Below are 15,073 nucleotides of genomic sequence, written 5' to 3'. Positions count from 1 at the left end.
ATGGTTTACGACAACGTACTGGAAGCGGTGGGGCACACCCCGATCGTTCGGCTGTGCCGGATGAGCGTGGGCAACGGCTCGGAGATCCTCGTCAAGCTCGAGGGGTTCAACCCCGCGGGCAGCATCAAGGACCGGACCGCCCTCGGCATGATCACCCGCGCCGAACTCGACGGCCGCCTCAAGCCCGACGGCACGATCATCGAGTCCACCTCCGGCAACATGGGCAAGGCCCTGGCCATGATCGGCGCGGCCAAGGGCTACCGGGTGGTCCTGGTGACCGACCCCAAGGCGCCGCGTTCGATGATCGACTTCGTCCGCGCGCTGGGCGCCGAGCTGGAGATCATCCGCACCCCCGACGAGAACGGCGGGTACCAGCGGCCCCGCCGCGAACGCGTCCGGCAGCTCATGGACGAGATCCCGGACTCCTTCTGGCCCGACCAGTACAACAACCCCGACAACTCCGCCACGCACGCCGAGCGGACCGCCCGCGAGCTGATGGAGGAGGTGCCCGACTTCGACGCGCTCGTCGCGGCCGTGGGCACCGGCGGCCACATCAGCGGCGTGTCCACCGCCCTGAAGGAGGAGCGCCCGCACGTGGTGACCCTCGGCGTGGACGCCGCCGGGTCCGCCGCCTTCGGCTACCCGGTGGGCTGCTGGGCGATGCGCGGACTGGGGATCGCCTGGCCGCCCGGCAACCTCAGGCCCGAGGTCGTCGACCGGGTGCACCTGGTCGAGGACCACGAGGGCATCGCCACCAGCCGGATGCTCGCCCGGACCGAGGGGCTGCTGGTCGGGGAGTCCGCGGGCGCGGCCGTCTTCGGCGCCCTGCACTTCGCCCACCACCACCCCGGCAGCCGGATCGTGGTCGTGGCCCCCGACGGCGGCGTCAACTACCTCGGCGAGTCCTTCGACGACGCCTGGCTGGAGGCGCGCGGTATCGCGGCGCCCCTCGTCCGAGCCGGTCTGGACACCCTGGAGGGCCTGCTGGCCGCCGCGCGCACCCCGCACCACCCCGCGACGCCCCGGCCCGTGGGAGGGGCGCGGCCGTGACGGCGCCCGAGGAGAGGAGAGGCCGCGTGCCGACCCGCACCGCACCGCTCGCCCACACCGGACGGCTGGCCCGCCGCATGGACGAGCAGGGCGTCGACGTCCTGGTGGCGACCACACTGGAGAACGTCCAGTACCTGACCGGCGTCGCCAGCGTCACCCTGGAGATCTTCCCGCACACCGGCGCGTGCTTCGCCGTCGCCACCCGTGACCGGCTCACCCGCCCCCACCTGATCACCTCCCGCTGCGACCTCGACCAGGCGCTGGACGCCGCCGTCGACCTGGACGGCGCCACCGGCTACGGCCGCTTCCACCGGGAGCGCCCGGACGCCGACGGGCTCGACGACCGCCAGCGGCGGCTAAGGGAGCTGTGGGGCGACGGGACCGCGCCGTCCACCTCCGCCGACGCCCTCGTGGCGGTGCTGCGGCGGGCGGGCCTGGGCGCGGCCCGCGTCATGGTCGACGAGGACGCCGCCCGGGCCGACCTGCTGCCCGCGCTGCGGGAGGCCCTGCCCGGAGCCGACGTCCGGCCGGGCGGGTCCGCCCTGCTGCGCTGGGTGCGCAAGGTCAAGACCGAGGAGGAGCTGCGCCGGCTGCGCGCCGTGGCGGCCGTCGCCGAGCGGGGGATCCAGGCGGTCGCCGGCATCGCCCGCCCCGGCGTCCCCGAGCGCGCGCTGGTCCGCGAGTTCGAGCGGACGGTGGCCGGAGAGGGCGGTCGGCCGAGGTTCACACACGTCAAGGTCGGCGCCAACGCCGTCCTGGGCCAGACCCGGCCGACCGACACGCCGCTGCGCGCCGGGGACGCGGTGTGGTTCGACGTCGGATGCGTGTACGAGGGCTACTGGGCCGACATCGCGCGGGTCGTGAGCGTCGGCGAGCCCTCCGCGAAGCTGCGCCGCCACTACGCGGCGATGCTCGCGGGCGAGGAACGGGCGATCGCGGAGGCCGCGCCCGGTATGACCGGCAAGGAGCTGTTCGACATCACCGTGGAGGCGGTCCGCGAGGCCGGCGTCGGGCACTACCAGCGCAACCACGTGGGGCACGGCATCGGTGTGGAGGTCTACGACCGTGTGCTCATCGCCCCCGACAACGACGACGAGATCGAGGAGGGGACGGTCGTGAACATCGAGACGCCCTACTACGAGTTCGGGTTCGGCGCCGTCCAGGTGGAGGACCCGTTCGTGGTCCGTGCCGCCGGGAACGAGCTGCTCACCACGCTCGACCGCGACCTGGCGGTGGTGGGATGAGCGCGGCGACGAACGGCGTGGCGGCGGTCGGGCCGGTCACCGGAGCCCCCGGGGCGGACGACCCCGCCGAGCTCACGGCGGCCCGGGCGCGCGCCCTGTTCCGGGGCGGGCTCGACACCGCCACGATCGGGTGGGCCAGCCGCCACGCGCAGGCCAACCTCATCGCGGTGCCCCGGTCGGCCGCCTACGACCTGCTGCTGTTCGCCCAGCGCAACCAGCAGGCCTGCCCGCTGCTGGACGTGACCGACGTCGGCAGCCCCGCCACGGTGCTGGCCGAGGGCGCCGACCTGCGCACCGACCTGCCCGCCTACCTCGTGTGGCGGGACGGCGAGGTGGTCGACCGGGTCACCGACGCGACGCCGTACTGGCGGGAGGACATGGTCGGCTTCCTCGTCGGGTGCAGCCTCACCTTCGAGCTCGCGCTCATGGAGGCGGGGGTGCCGATCCGGCACATCGAGGAGGGCGTCACCGACCCGATGTACGTGACCAACCGGGCCACCCGCCCGGCGGGCGCGCTGTCCGGGCCGCTCGTCGTGTCGATGCGGCCGATCCCCGCGCACCTGGTCACCACGACGGTGCGGATCACCGACCGCTTCCCCGACGTGCACGGCGCCCCCGTGCACATCGGCGACCCGGAGGCGCTGGGCGTGGCGGACCTGGGACGTCCCGACTTCGGCGACCCGGTGACCGTCGGCGACGACGTCCCCGCCTTCTGGGCGTGCGGCGTCACCACCCAGGCGGCGGTGGCCGCCTCGCGGCTGGAGTTCGCGATCACGCACGTGCCGGGGCGGATGTTCGTCACCGACGTCCCGCACTCCACCTACATGCGCTGAGACGCGCGCGGACCGACGCAAGGAGTTGGCGATGCACGTGATCGGAGTGGGGTTCGGGCGGACCGGCACCCTGTCGCTCAAGGTCGCGCTGGAGGAACTCGGGCTCGGGCCCTGCTACCACATGCGGGAGGCGATCGCCTCGCCCGGCCACAAGCGGCTCTGGTCGGAGGCGGCCCAGGGCGGCCCCGTGGACTGGGACCGGCTCCTGGGCGGCTACCGGTCCACCGTGGACTGGCCCGGGTGCTACTTCTGGCGCGAGCTGGTCGAGGCCTACCCCGAGGCCAGGGTGGTACTCACCGTGCGCGACCCCGAACGCTGGTACAGCAGCACCCGGGAGACCATCTACCGGCTCTCCACCTGGGTGGCCCGGGTGGCGGCCCCCTTCTTCCCGACCGCGCGGGGCATGGCCGGAATGACCGACGCGATCATCTGGAACGGCACCTTCGGCGGGCGGTTCACCGACCGGGAGCACGCCATCGGCGTCTTCGAGCGCCACATCGAGGAGGTCCGCGCGCACGTGCCCGCCGACCGCCTGCTCGTCTTCGACGTCCGCGAGGGCTGGGAGCCGCTGTGCCGGTTCCTCGGAGTCGAGGCGCCGGGGGACCGGCCGTTCCCGCACGTCAACGACCGCGACCACCAGAAGTCGAAGATCCGCCGGGCCCGGGTCCTGGTGGGCTCGCTCGGCGCGTCCCTCGCCCTGGCCACGCTGGCCGGACTGGCCCTGCGCCGACGGCGGCGCTGAACCGCGGCCCCGAACCGCACAACCCCGCATCGGATGGGAGCGACCTTGAAGGCACACGCGCGCACACACGAAGGGACCGACGCGGTCGCGGTCGTCGGGCTGTCCTGTCGCCTGCCGGGGGCGCCCGATCCGGGTGCGTTCTGGCGGCTGCTGCGGGAGGGGCGGGAGGCGGTGGCGCCGCCGCCCGCCCACCGGGGACTGGACGGACTGGCCCGGGCCGGGCTGATCGAGGACGTCGGCGGCTTCGACGCGGACTTCTTCGGGATGTCCGCGCGCGAGGCTGCCGCCGCCGACCCGCAGCAACGCCTGATGCTGGAGTTGGGCTGGGAGGCGCTGGAGGACGCGGGGATCGTGCCCGACTCCCTGCGCGGTGCGGCGGTCGGCGTGTTCGTCGGCGGAATGGCGGACGACTACGCGGCGCTGCTGCACCGGGCCGGGGCGCCCGCCGGGGCGCACACCCTGGCCGGGACGCAGCGGTCGATGCTGGCGAACCGGCTGTCCTACCTGGTCGGGGCACGCGGCCCCAGCCTGGTGGTCGACAGCGGCCAGTCGTCGTCGCTGGTCGCGGTGGCCATGGCGGTGCAGAGCGTGCGGAGCGGGGCGACGCCGGTCGCCGTCGCGGGAGGGGTGAGCCTCATCCTCGACGGCGGCGGATCCGCGGCGCCGAGGGCCCTGGGCGCGCTGTCACCCGAGGGGCGGTGCCGGGTCTTCGACGCGCGCGCCGACGGTTACGTACGGGGCGAGGGCGGGGCGGCGCTCGTGCTGCGCCCCCTGGCCGACGCCCTGGCCGACGGCGACCGGATCCACTGCGTGATCCGCGGTGCGGCCGTGGGCAACGAGGGCGGGGGACGTGTGCTCACCTCGCCGGACGGCGCCGGGCAGGAGGAGGTGCTGCGCCGGGCGTGCGCCGACGCCGGTGTGCGGCCGGGCCAGGTCCGGTTCGTCGAGCTGCACGGGACCGGGACGCGCGCGGGGGACCCCGTCGAGGCGCGGGCCCTGGGCGCGGTGCACGGAGTCGGACGGGACGCCGACGCGCCGCTGCTGGTGGGGTCGGTCAAGACCAACATCGGCCACCTGGAGGGCGCGGCCGGCGTCGCGGGCCTGGTCAAGGCGGCGTTGAGCGTGCGCGAGGGGACGCTGCCCGCCAGCCTGCACTTCACCGAGCCGAATCCGGGGATCCCGCTGGAGGAGCTGGGGCTGCGCGTGCCGACCGAGGCGACCCCGGTGGACGACGGCGCCGTGCTGCTGGGCGGGGTCAGTTCGTTCGGCCTGGGGGGAACGGACTGCCACGTGGTGGTGGAGCGGGCCCCCGACCAGCCGACGCCCCGGGCAGCCGGGGGTTCCGGCGGCGGGGCCGTTCCCCTGGTGCTGTCGGCGGCCTCGGGACCCGCGCTGCGCGGGCAGGCGGCCAGGCTGCGGGACCACCTGGAGCTGACGGGGACGGAGCCGGGGGATGTCGCGTACTCCCTGGTCACCACGCGCACGGTGTTCGCGCACCGCGCGGTGGTCAGGGCCGGTGGGCCGGAGCGGGCCCTGGAGCTGTTGGGCGCGCTGGCGGACGGGGAGGTCCCGGAGGGGGTGTGGGTCGGTGAGGCCGTGCCCGACCGGGTCGCCGACGGTGTCCGCACGGACGACGGCCGGGGTGCCGGGTCGGGCCACGACGCTGGCGCTGCGCCGGACGGGACGGGCGGTGGCGTCCGTGCCGATGGCGACCGGGGCCGTGGGGTTGCTGTGGGGGAGGAGTCGCGCGCGAGCGGCATCGTGGAGCGAGAAGACGGCGATGACGGGATCGGTGACCTCGCCACAGCGTTCACCCAGGGCGCTCACGTCGATTGGACGCCGTTGACACCCGCTGGTCGCAGGGTCCCCCTGCCCACCTACGCCTTCCAGCGCCGTCACTACTGGGCGCCCGGTCTGGGCCGTGGTCCGGTGCTGGGCGGTCCGGCGGAGGCCGGGACCCGGGGCGCCCACACCACCGACGCGGCCGGGCGCGATCTGATCTCCGCTCCGGGCGACCCGTCCTCCGCCACGAGGCCTCCCGCCACAGACGACGTGACCGCTCCTGGCACGACCTTCATCCGTGACCCGGCCAGCACCTCCGACACCGTCATCACCTCCGGCCCGGGCGACGGCGCCGGACCCGCGAGCGGCCGGACCTCGCCGGCGGGGCCGCGACGCCCCGACCCCGAACTCGCCGGGCGCGTCCTGCGCATGGTCCGGGAGGCGACGGCGTCGGTCCTCGGCGACGGCCGCGACATCGACGCCACCGCCACCTTCCGCTCCCAGGGCCTGGACTCCGTGGCCGCGCTCGAACTGCGCAACGTCCTGCGCGAGGAGACCGGGCTCGACCTCGCCCCCACCCTCGTCTACGACCTCGCCACCCCCGGGGCCGTCGCCGACCACGTCGCCGCTCTGCTGGCCGACCCCGTCGGGCCCGCCCCCACCGGCGCCGCCCCGGACACCGTCCCCGTCACGACCCCCGCACCCGCGCCGACGTCCGACGAACCCGGGGACGACCCCGTGGTCATCGTCGGCATGGGCTGCCGCTACCCCGGCGGCGTCCGGTCCCCCGAGGACCTGTGGGACCTCGTCGCCGCCGGGACCGACGCCGTCACCGAGTTCCCCGACAACCGCGGCTGGGACGTCGACGCCCTCTACGACCCCGAACCCGGCGTCCCCGGCCGCACCTCCACCCGCCACGGCGGCTTCCTCCACGACGCGGACGCGTTCGACGCCGACTTCTTCGGCATCAGCCCCCGCGAGGCCGCCGCCATGGACCCCCAACAGCGCGTCCTCCTGGAGGTCGCCTGGGAGGCCCTCGAACGCGCCGGAACCCCGCCCGAACGGCTCCGCGACGCCCGCGTCGGCGTCTTCGTCGGCGCGATGGCCCAGGACTACGGCCCCCGCCTGCACGAGTCCGCCCCCGGCTACGACGGCCACCTCCTCACCGGCGGCTCCGTCAGCGTCGCCTCCGGCCGACTCGCCTACGTCTTCGGGTTCCACGGGCCCACCATGACCATCGACACGGCGTGCTCCTCCTCCCTCGTCGCCCTCCACCAGGCCGTGCGCGCCCTGCGCCACGGCGACTGCGACGCCGCCCTCGCCGGGGGCGTGGCCGTCATGTCCACCCCGGGCATGTTCGTCGAGTTCAGCATGCAGCGCGGCCTCGCCCCCGACGGCCGCTGCAAGTCCTTCTCGGCCGACGCCGACGGCACCGCCTGGGCCGAGGGCGCCGGGATGCTCGTCCTCGAACGCCTCTCCCGCGCCCGTGCGCTCGGCCACCGGGTCCTCGCGGTCGTGCGCGGGTCGGCGATCAACTCCGACGGCACCAGCAACGGGCTCACCGCGCCCAGCGGCCCCGCCCAGGAGGAGGTCGTCTCCACCGCCCTCGCCGACGCCGGGTTCGCCCCCGCCGACGTGCAGGCGGTCGAGGCGCACGGCACGGGCACCGTCCTCGGCGACCCGATCGAGGCCCGCGCCCTCCAGGCCGTCTACGGCCCGGGCCGGGGCGACGAACCCCTCTGGCTGGGGTCGATCAAGTCCAACCTCGGCCACGGCCAGGCCGCCGCGGGCGTCGCCGGGGTGATCAAGATGGTGCAGGCGATGGCGCACGGCGTCCTGCCCCGCACCCTGCACGTGTCCGAACCCACCCCGCACGTCGACTGGGAGTCGGGCCCGCTGCGGCTGCTCACCGGCGCCGTCCCGTGGACCCCGCGCGGCGGGGTGCGGCGCGCGGGCGTCTCCTCGTTCGGCATCAGCGGCACCAACGCCCACGTCGTCCTCGAACAACCGCCGGGGCCGGGCCGCCCGACCGGTGACGGACGCACGGTCGCCTGGACCCTGTCGGCGCGCGGCGAACCGGCCCTGCGCGCCCAGGCCGCCCGGCTGCGCGACCACGTCGCCGCCGACCCGGGCCTGACGCCCCAGGCGGTGGGGCACGCCCTGGCCACCACGCGCACCGCGTTCGAGCACCGCGCCGCCGTGGTCGGCTCCGACCGGGCCACCCTCCTGGAGGGGTTGGCCGCCCTCGCCGAGGGCCGACCGTCCACCGGCACCGTGGAGGGGCGGGCGCTCCCCGGCGGCCCCGTCGTGTTCGTCTTCCCCGGCCAGGGCTCCCAGTGGCCGGGGATGGCCGCGGACCTCCTCGACGGCTCCCCGGTCTTCCGGGCCGCCATGGACGAGTGCGCCCGCGCGCTGGCCCGGTACACCGACTGGTCCCTGACCGACGTCGTCCGTCAGACGCCCGGAGCGCCGGGTCTGGACCGGGTCGACGTCGTCCAACCCGTGCTGTGGGCGGTCATGGTCTCCCTGGCACGCGTGTGGCGCTCGGCCGGGGTGGAGCCCGCCGCCGTGGTCGGCCACTCGCAGGGGGAGATCGCCGCGGCGTGCGTCGCGGGCGCGCTGAGCCTGGACGACGGGGCGCGCGTGGTCGCGTTGCGCAGCCAGGCGATCACCGAGATCAAGGGCGTCGGAGGCATGGCGTCGGTCCCGCTGCCCGCCGCCCGCGCGCGCGAACGGATGTCCCGGTTCGGCGCCCGCGTCCACGTGGCCGCGCTCAACGGCCCCGAATCGACGATCGTCGCCGGTGACGCCGCCGCGCTGGCCGAGCTCGTCGACGGGTGGCGCGCCGACGGGGTGCGGGCACGCCTGGTCGACGTCGACTACGCCTCCCACACCCCCTACATGGAAGAACTGCACGACCGGCTGCTGGAGCGCCTCGGCGCGCTGTCCCCGCGCTCGTCGGGCGTCCCGATGTACTCCACCGTCACCGAGCGCCCGATCGACACCGCCGGGCTGGACACCGACTACTGGTACTGCAACCTGCGCAACACCGTGCGCTTCGACCCGGCCGTGCGCCGACTGCTCAAGGACGGGCACCAGGTGTTCGTCGAGGTCAGCCCGCACCCGGTGCTCACCGGCGCACTGCACGACATCATCGCCGACGCCGGAGCCCCCGGGCACGCCGTCGGCACACTGCGCAGGGACGAGGGCGGCACCCACCGTCTGATGGCCGCCCTCGCCGCCGCGCACGTCAGCGGGGCCCGCGTCGACTGGCCCCGGCTGCTGGGCGGGCACGGCGCGCCCCCGGTCGACCTGCCCACCTACGCCTTCCAGCGCGAACGCCACTGGCTGTCGGCGCCCGCGCAGGGGAGCGCGCCCGCGCCCGCGCCCGCCGAGCACCCGCTGCTGCCCTCCTCACTGGACCTGGCCGAGACCGGACATGCCGTGTTCACCGGCCGTCTGTCCCCCGACCGGGACCCGTGGCTGGCCGACCACGTCGTGCGCGGCGACGCGCTGCTGCCGGGCGCGGCGGTGGTCGAGCTCGCCCTGCACGCCGGTGACCGGGTCGGCCTGCCCGTTCTGGAGGACCTGACCCTGGAGCGGCCGGTCCCGCTCGACGGCGACCGCGCGGTGGAGGTCCAGCTGACCGTCGCCCCCGGCGACGCGAGCGGGCGGCGCGCCCTCGGACTGCACGTCCGCGCGGCCGACCGCGGCGCGTGGACCCGCTGCGCGAGCGGTCTGCTGGCGCCCTGGACCGAGCCGGTGGGCGACGCGATGCCCGCCGAGTGGCCACCGCCCGGGGCGGAACCGGTCGAACCGGACTATCCGGCGCTGGCCGAGCGCGGATACGGGTACGGGCCCCGGTTCCGGGGACTCCGGGCCAGCTGGCGGGACGGGAAGGAGTGGTACGCGGAGGTCCGCGCGCCGCGGGGGATCGACGTGTCCGGGTACGGGCTGCACCCGGCGCTGCTCGACGCCGCGCTGCACCCCCTGCTGCCACCGGACGGCGCCGCCCCGGTGGAGCTGCCGTTCTCGTGGAGCGGGGTGCGGCTGCACGCGGTCGACGCGGATGAGCTGCGGGTCCGGATCCGGTCCGTCGAGGGGGGCTCGCAGATCACGCTGACCGACCCGACCGGCGCGCCCGTCGCCGAGGCCGCCGTGGCGTTGCGCCCGATGCCGGTCGCGGGTCGGGCACTCTCCGCTCCGGACGCCGAGGGCTCCCTGTTCCACGTCGCCTGGGAGACCGTCCCGGAGCCGGACGCCGCCCCCGACGGCCGGTACGCGGTCGTCGGGCCGGTCGACCCGGAGCTGCCCGGGGCGGACCACCACCCGGACCTCGACGCGCTGCTGGCAGCGGTCGCTGAGGGCGCCCCCGTTCCGGACACCGTCGTCGTCGACCTGCGCGAGGGCGGCACGGTCGACGCGGACGGGGCCGCCGTGGTCGCCGAGGCGCACCGGCGGACCGCCGACGCCGCCGCCCTCCTCGCGGCCTGGTCCACCGACGACCGCCTGGCCGACACCGTCCTCACCGCGTTGACCAGCGGCGCCGTCGCCACCGGTCCCGACGAGCCGGTTCGCGACCTGGCGGGCGCGCCCCTGTGGGGCCTGCTGCGCGCCGCGCGCACCGAACACCCCGGACGGGTCCGCGTCGTCGACCTCGACGCCGACACCGCGGCACCGCCGACCGCCGCGCTCGCCAGCGCCGAACCAGAGACGGCCGTGCGCGACGGACGGCTCCACGTCCCGCGGTTGTCCGCCTACCCGGGCCGCGGCACGCTCCAGCCGCCCGCCGAGGGCGACTGGAGCCTGACCGGCGGCGGCGGGGAGATCGACGGCCTGTCCACCGTCGCGCACGAACCCGGCGAGCTCGGCCACGGCGAGGTACGCGTCGCCGTCCGCGCCGCCGGGCTCAACTTCCGCGACGTCCTCATCGCCCTCGACATGTACCCGGGCCACGCCCCGATGGGCACCGAGGCGGCCGGAACCGTCGTGGAGACCGGACCCGGCGTGGACGGACTGCGCCCAGGCGACCGGGTCATGGGGGTCTTCCCCGGCCACGCGATCGGCACAGCCGCCACCACCGACCACAGGATGCTCACCCGCATCCCTTCCGACTGGTCCTTCACCCGCGCCGCGTCCGTCCCCGTCGCCTTCCTCACCGCCTACCACGCTCTCGTCGACCTGGCCGACGTCCAGCCGGGCGAGCGCGTCCTCGTGCACGCCGCCGCCGGGGGCGTCGGTCAGGCGGCGGTCCAGCTCGCCCGCCACCTGGGCGCCGAGGTGTTCGGCACCGCGAGCCCCGCCAAGTGGCCCGAGCTGCACCGGCTCGGCCTCGACGACGCCCACGTGGCCAGTTCGCGGACGCTCGACTTCGAGGACGCGTTCAACGACGCGACCGGCGGCGCGGGGGTCGACGTCGTGGTCAACGCGCTCGCGGGCGACTTCACCGACGCCTCGCTGCGTCTGCTCGCCGCCGGCGGCCGGTTCGTCGAGATGGGCAAGACCGACCTGCGGGACGCGGAGTCCACCGGTGTCGACTACCAGGCCTTCGACCTCCTGGACGTCGACCCCGACCACGTCGCCCTCCTGCTGGCCGACCTGGTCGACCTGTTCGAGCGCGGCGCACTGGCGCCTCCCCCCGTCACCGAACGCCCCGCGCACCGCGCCCCCGACGCCTTCCGCCTGCTCCAACGCGCCGAACTCGTCGGCAAGGCGGTCCTCACCCTGCCCGCGGCCCCGGACCCCGACGGCACCGTGCTGGTCACCGGCGGGACCGGAACCCTCGGGCGGCTCGTCGCCCGCCACCTGGCCGAGCGCCACAGCGTGCGCCGCCTCCTGCTGCTCGGGAGGCGCGGGGCCGACGCCGAGGGCGCGGACGCGCTGCGCGCGGAGCTGGCCGGGCTGGGCGCCCACGCCGCCTTCGCCGCCTGCGACGCCGCGGACCGGGACGCACTCGCCGCCGTCCTGGCCGACGTGCCCGACGACCACCCGTTGACCGCGGTGGTCCACGCGGCGGGCGTCCTGGACGACGCCACCGTGGGCGCGCTCACCCCCGACCGGGTCCGCGCGGTGCTCCGCCCCAAGGTGGACGCCGCCTGGAACCTGCACGAGCTCACCCGCGGCCTGCCGCTGTCGGCCTTCGTCCTGTTCTCCTCGGTCGCAGGGGTGGTCGGGATGGCCGGCCAGGCCAACTACGCCGCCGCCAACGCCTTCCTCGACGCCCTGGCCCGACGGCGCCGTGCCGAGGGACTGCCCGCGACCTCGCTGTCCTGGGGGCTGTGGGAGCAGGCCAGCGGCATGACCGGCCACCTCGACCGGGCGGACGTGGCCCGGATGGCGCGCGGCGGGGTCGCCCCGGTGCCGACCGACGAGGGCCTGGCCCTGCTCGACACGGCGCTGCGCCTGGACGTGCCGCATCTGGTGCCCGTCCGGTTGGACCGCGACGGCCTCGCCGGTGACCCCGCCGGGTTGGCGGCCGTCCTGCGCGGCCTCGCCCGACCGGCCGCGCCGACCCGGACGAGCGCCCGCCGCCGCGCGGTCGAACCGGCCGCGGCCCCCGGGTGGGACGGTGCGGCGCACGGCTCGGGTGAGGAGGAGCGCAGGGAGAGCCTGCGGGCGCTGCTGCACAGCCAGGTGGCGACCGTGCTCGGGCACGACTCCCCGGCTCGGGTCGACCCGGGCCGGACCTTCGAGGAGCTGGGCTTCGACTCGCTCACGTCCGTGGAGCTGCGCAACCGGGTGCGGACGGCGACCGGCGTGCGCCTGCCCGCCACGATCGCCTTCGACTACCCGACCATCCCGGTCCTCGCCGACCGCCTGCTCAGCGACCTGGCGGACGGGAGGAGCCGCCCCTGAGCGCGACCGCGTCGGGGGCCTCCCTTTCCGGCCGGGAAGGAAGGCCCCCGCTGTGTGATCAGGGCGGACCGGGGTTGAAGATGGCGTGTGTGCCCACCCGGCGCCAGATCACGTGTGGCTTGCCCGGGTAGCGCTCGTCGCCGTACTCCCATGTGGCGCGTCCATCGGGTGCCCAGGTCATCTCGTGGACTCCCGGGGCTCCCCGGACTCCCTTGACACGCAGGCCGGGCCGGAACCGTCCCTCCTCCACACCGGATGCGAACTCGGTGGTGACGACTCGCCGGAAGCGCTCCGCCTGCTGGCGGGTCAGCTTCGTGAAGTCAGCCTTGAACCGGGGGGTGGTGGAGAACGTGGCCAGTGTTCTCAGCTCTCCTCATCGTGTTCCAGAGCGTCGAACATCGACTCCGCGTCCTCGAACTCCTCGGTCTGCGCTGCGGCGATCTGCTCGCTTGCCTCTCGCTCGCCTCGCTGCCATTCCGGGTCCCAGAACCACGCCTGGTCGGTGGGGACCGGGGTCATGCCTCGAAGGATGACCTGGCCGCTCTCGGAGATGTCGAACTCGACCTCGTCGCCCTCACGGATGTGCAGGGCCTCGGCGACCTCGCGGGGGAGGGTGATCTGGTTCTTGCGGCGCATCACCGCACGTCGACGTCTGGCCTTCGTCTCACCCATCATGTGCGCGGCTCCTGTGTCGGGGTCGTGCGCCGGGTTCACCGCCCCAGCAGTACACCATCGGGACGACTCCGAAAGTCAGACAGTTCAACTTTCCTACGCGCACGGTGGCCCGGACGCCGAGGTCAGCGTGTCTTAGCGAGGAACCCCGGGGCTTCAGCCCCGGGAGGAATCGCCCCCAAGACTAGGTAGAGCGCCGCTCGATCCCTGGAGCACCGGGACCGGGACGTTTCTGGTTCTCGATGTACTCCCGCACGATCGACAGCGGCGCCCCACCACACGAGCCGACGAAGTAGGACGGCGACCAGAAGTGTCCGTGCATGCGGGCACGGTTGACCCGTCCGGTGAACTCCTGACGAAGCCTGCGAGCGGACACACCCTTGAGCGAGCCGACCAGGCGAGACAACGCGACCTTGGGCGGGTAGTGCACCAACAGGTGGACGTGGTCGGTCTCGCCGTTGAACTCGCGCAGCTCCGCCCCGAAGTCGGCACACACCTCGCGCATGATCTCCTCGCATCGGGTGAGCATGGCGTCGTCGAACACACCCCGGCGGTACTTCGGTGTGAAGACCAAGTGTGCGTGGAGGTTATAGACGACGCTTCTTCCCCTGCGTACGTCGGGGTCTGGTTCCCATCGCGGTGACATAGATCAATGCTACGATGCGGTGGTGTCCACGATCGTCGTGCAGCTCAAACTCACGCCTTCGCCCGAACAGGCGGCGGCGCTTGAGGCAACCCTGCACACGGTCAACGAGCAGGCCAACCGTGTTTCCCGGATCGCCCACAGCGAAGGTGCCCACCGCAACTACGCGCTGCGCAAGCTCGTCTACGCCGACGTGCGCGCGGCCGGTGTCGGATCCCAAGCGGCACAGCATGTCGTAAAGAAGGTCGCCGACGCCTACACGACGTTCAAGGCCAACCTGAAGGCCGGGAACTATGGAAAACCCGGGTCGAAGCGGCGCAAGCGCGTCGAGGAAAAGCCGATCGTCTTCCGGTCGGACGCCGCACAGCCCTACGACCAGAGGAACCTTTCCTTCTGTGTGGACGCCCGCACGATCTCGTTGTGGACTGTCCGGGGACGGTTGAAGGACGTGCCCTTCGCTTGCTCACCTGATGCGGCTAAGGCCTTGGGCGAGCACAAGCGCGGAGAGTCCGACCTACTGTATCGGGACGGGGTGTGGTTCCTGTCCGTCACGCTCACCGTGCCCGACGACGAGGAGTATGACCCGGAGGGATTCCTGGGTGTGGATCTGGGGATCGTCAACATCGCCACCACCAGCGATGGCCGTGTCATGGCCGGGCGCAAGCTCAACCGGTACCGCGGGCGGCAGCAGCGTCTACGCCAGAAGTTGCAGGCCAAGGGCACCACGTCCGCCAAACGTGTGTTGAAGCGGCAGCGACGCAGGGAATCACGCGTCGCCAAGGACGCCAACCACTGCATCTCCAAACGCATCGTGGCCGAGGCTGAACGCACCTCGCGCGGGATCGCCCTGGAAGATCTTTCGGGCATCCGGCAGAGGGTACGGCTTCGCAAGCCCCAACGGGTCACGTTGCACTCCTGGGCGTTCGCCCAGCTCGGGAGCTTTATCGTCTACAAGGCCAGGCGGGCGGGTGTGCCCGTGGTGTTCGTGGATCCGGCGTACACGTCCCAGACGTGTAGCTGGTGCGACCACCGGGAGAAGGGCAACCGCATCAGCCAGGACTCCTTTGTCTGCCGGTCGTGCGGCGTCGTTGCGCACGCCGACCGGAACGCTTCCCGCAACATCGCCCACCGTGGCGGGGTTGTGTGGAACGCGGGGCGGAAGTCACACGTCCCACCCGGATCCTAGGATCCGGGTAAGACGCGGTGGACGTTCCTGGCAGCCAGTCAGGTGTTCGACCGCAAGCTCGGTCCT

8 protein-coding genes are annotated in these 15,073 nt (G+C 74.2%); 6 read left to right on the top strand and 2 right to left on the bottom strand.

The genetic code is table 11. The annotated features are described in order from the left end of the window. The 5 genes from ACIBFB_RS18345 to ACIBFB_RS18325 are packed head-to-tail and all read left to right on the top strand — an operon-like array spanning nucleotide 1 to nucleotide 12,506. Nucleotides 1-1,050, top strand: coding sequence for a PLP-dependent cysteine synthase family protein (locus tag ACIBFB_RS18345; RefSeq protein WP_397231531.1), 1,050 nt, complete (start codon nucleotides 1-3; stop codon nucleotides 1,048-1,050). 26 nt (nucleotides 1,051-1,076) lie between these two features. Beyond that, nucleotides 1,077-2,294, top strand: coding sequence for a M24 family metallopeptidase (locus tag ACIBFB_RS18340; RefSeq protein WP_397231529.1), 1,218 nt, complete (start codon nucleotides 1,077-1,079; stop codon nucleotides 2,292-2,294). Further along, nucleotides 2,291-3,127 carry a putative hydro-lyase gene (locus tag ACIBFB_RS18335; protein WP_397231526.1) on the top strand — a complete coding sequence of 279 codons (837 nt, stop codon included), beginning with the start codon at nucleotides 2,291-2,293 and terminating at the stop codon, nucleotides 3,125-3,127. Before ACIBFB_RS18340 ends, ACIBFB_RS18335 begins: the two co-directional genes overlap by 4 nt. 31 nt (nucleotides 3,128-3,158) lie before the next feature. Continuing rightward, nucleotides 3,159-3,869 (top strand): sulfotransferase family protein, encoded by a 711-nt coding sequence (locus ACIBFB_RS18330; RefSeq protein WP_397231524.1) that lies wholly within the window; start codon nucleotides 3,159-3,161, stop codon nucleotides 3,867-3,869. A 45-nt stretch (nucleotides 3,870-3,914) separates the two neighbouring features. Beyond that, nucleotides 3,915-12,506: an SDR family NAD(P)-dependent oxidoreductase gene (locus ACIBFB_RS18325; protein WP_397231522.1), complete on the top strand. Its 8,592-nt coding sequence runs from the start codon at nucleotides 3,915-3,917 to the stop codon at nucleotides 12,504-12,506. A gap of 363 nt (nucleotides 12,507-12,869) precedes the next feature. On the opposite strand, the gene ACIBFB_RS18320 is transcribed toward ACIBFB_RS18325, so the two are convergent. Both ACIBFB_RS18320 and tnpA read right to left on the bottom strand, forming a co-directional pair. Then, nucleotides 12,870-13,142, bottom strand: a complete 273-nt coding sequence (locus tag ACIBFB_RS18320) for an AbrB/MazE/SpoVT family DNA-binding domain-containing protein (RefSeq protein ID WP_397231653.1) — start codon at nucleotides 13,140-13,142, stop codon at nucleotides 12,870-12,872. 220 nt (nucleotides 13,143-13,362) lie between these two features. Then, a complete protein-coding gene (gene tnpA, locus ACIBFB_RS18315) occupies nucleotides 13,363-13,824 on the bottom strand; it encodes an IS200/IS605 family transposase (RefSeq protein WP_083924148.1) in 462 nt (153 codons plus the stop codon). Nucleotides 13,825-13,843: 19 nt separating this feature from the next. Here tnpA and ACIBFB_RS18310 point away from each other — a divergent pair, with 19 nt between their 5' ends. Next, nucleotides 13,844-15,007, top strand: coding sequence for an RNA-guided endonuclease InsQ/TnpB family protein (locus tag ACIBFB_RS18310; RefSeq protein ID WP_397231519.1), 1,164 nt, complete (start codon nucleotides 13,844-13,846; stop codon nucleotides 15,005-15,007). The last annotated feature ends 66 nt before the right edge of the window (nucleotides 15,008-15,073 follow it).

Origin of the sequence: Nocardiopsis sp. NPDC050513 (assembly GCF_044457925.1) — a bacterium.
Classification (GTDB): Bacteria; Actinomycetota; Actinomycetes; order Streptosporangiales; family Streptosporangiaceae; genus Nocardiopsis.
Note: the sequence above shows the minus strand (reverse complement) of the source record. Positions and strands in the feature narration are given on the sequence as shown.

What these genes read in the sequence shown, in the direction of transcription:
- ACIBFB_RS18345 (WP_397231531.1), top strand. Translation starts at nt 1, where the DNA reads ATGGTTTACGACAACGTACTGGAAGCGGTGGGGCACACCCCGATCGTT.
- ACIBFB_RS18335 (WP_397231526.1), top strand. Translation starts at nt 2,291, where the DNA reads ATGAGCGCGGCGACGAACGGCGTGGCGGCGGTCGGGCCGGTCACCGGA.
- ACIBFB_RS18330 (WP_397231524.1), top strand. Translation starts at nt 3,159, where the DNA reads ATGCACGTGATCGGAGTGGGGTTCGGGCGGACCGGCACCCTGTCGCTC.
- ACIBFB_RS18320 (WP_397231653.1), bottom strand. Translation starts at nt 13,142, where the DNA reads ATGCGCCGCAAGAACCAGATCACCCTCCCCCGCGAGGTCGCCGAGGCC.
- tnpA (WP_083924148.1), bottom strand. Translation starts at nt 13,824, where the DNA reads ATGTCACCGCGATGGGAACCAGACCCCGACGTACGCAGGGGAAGAAGC.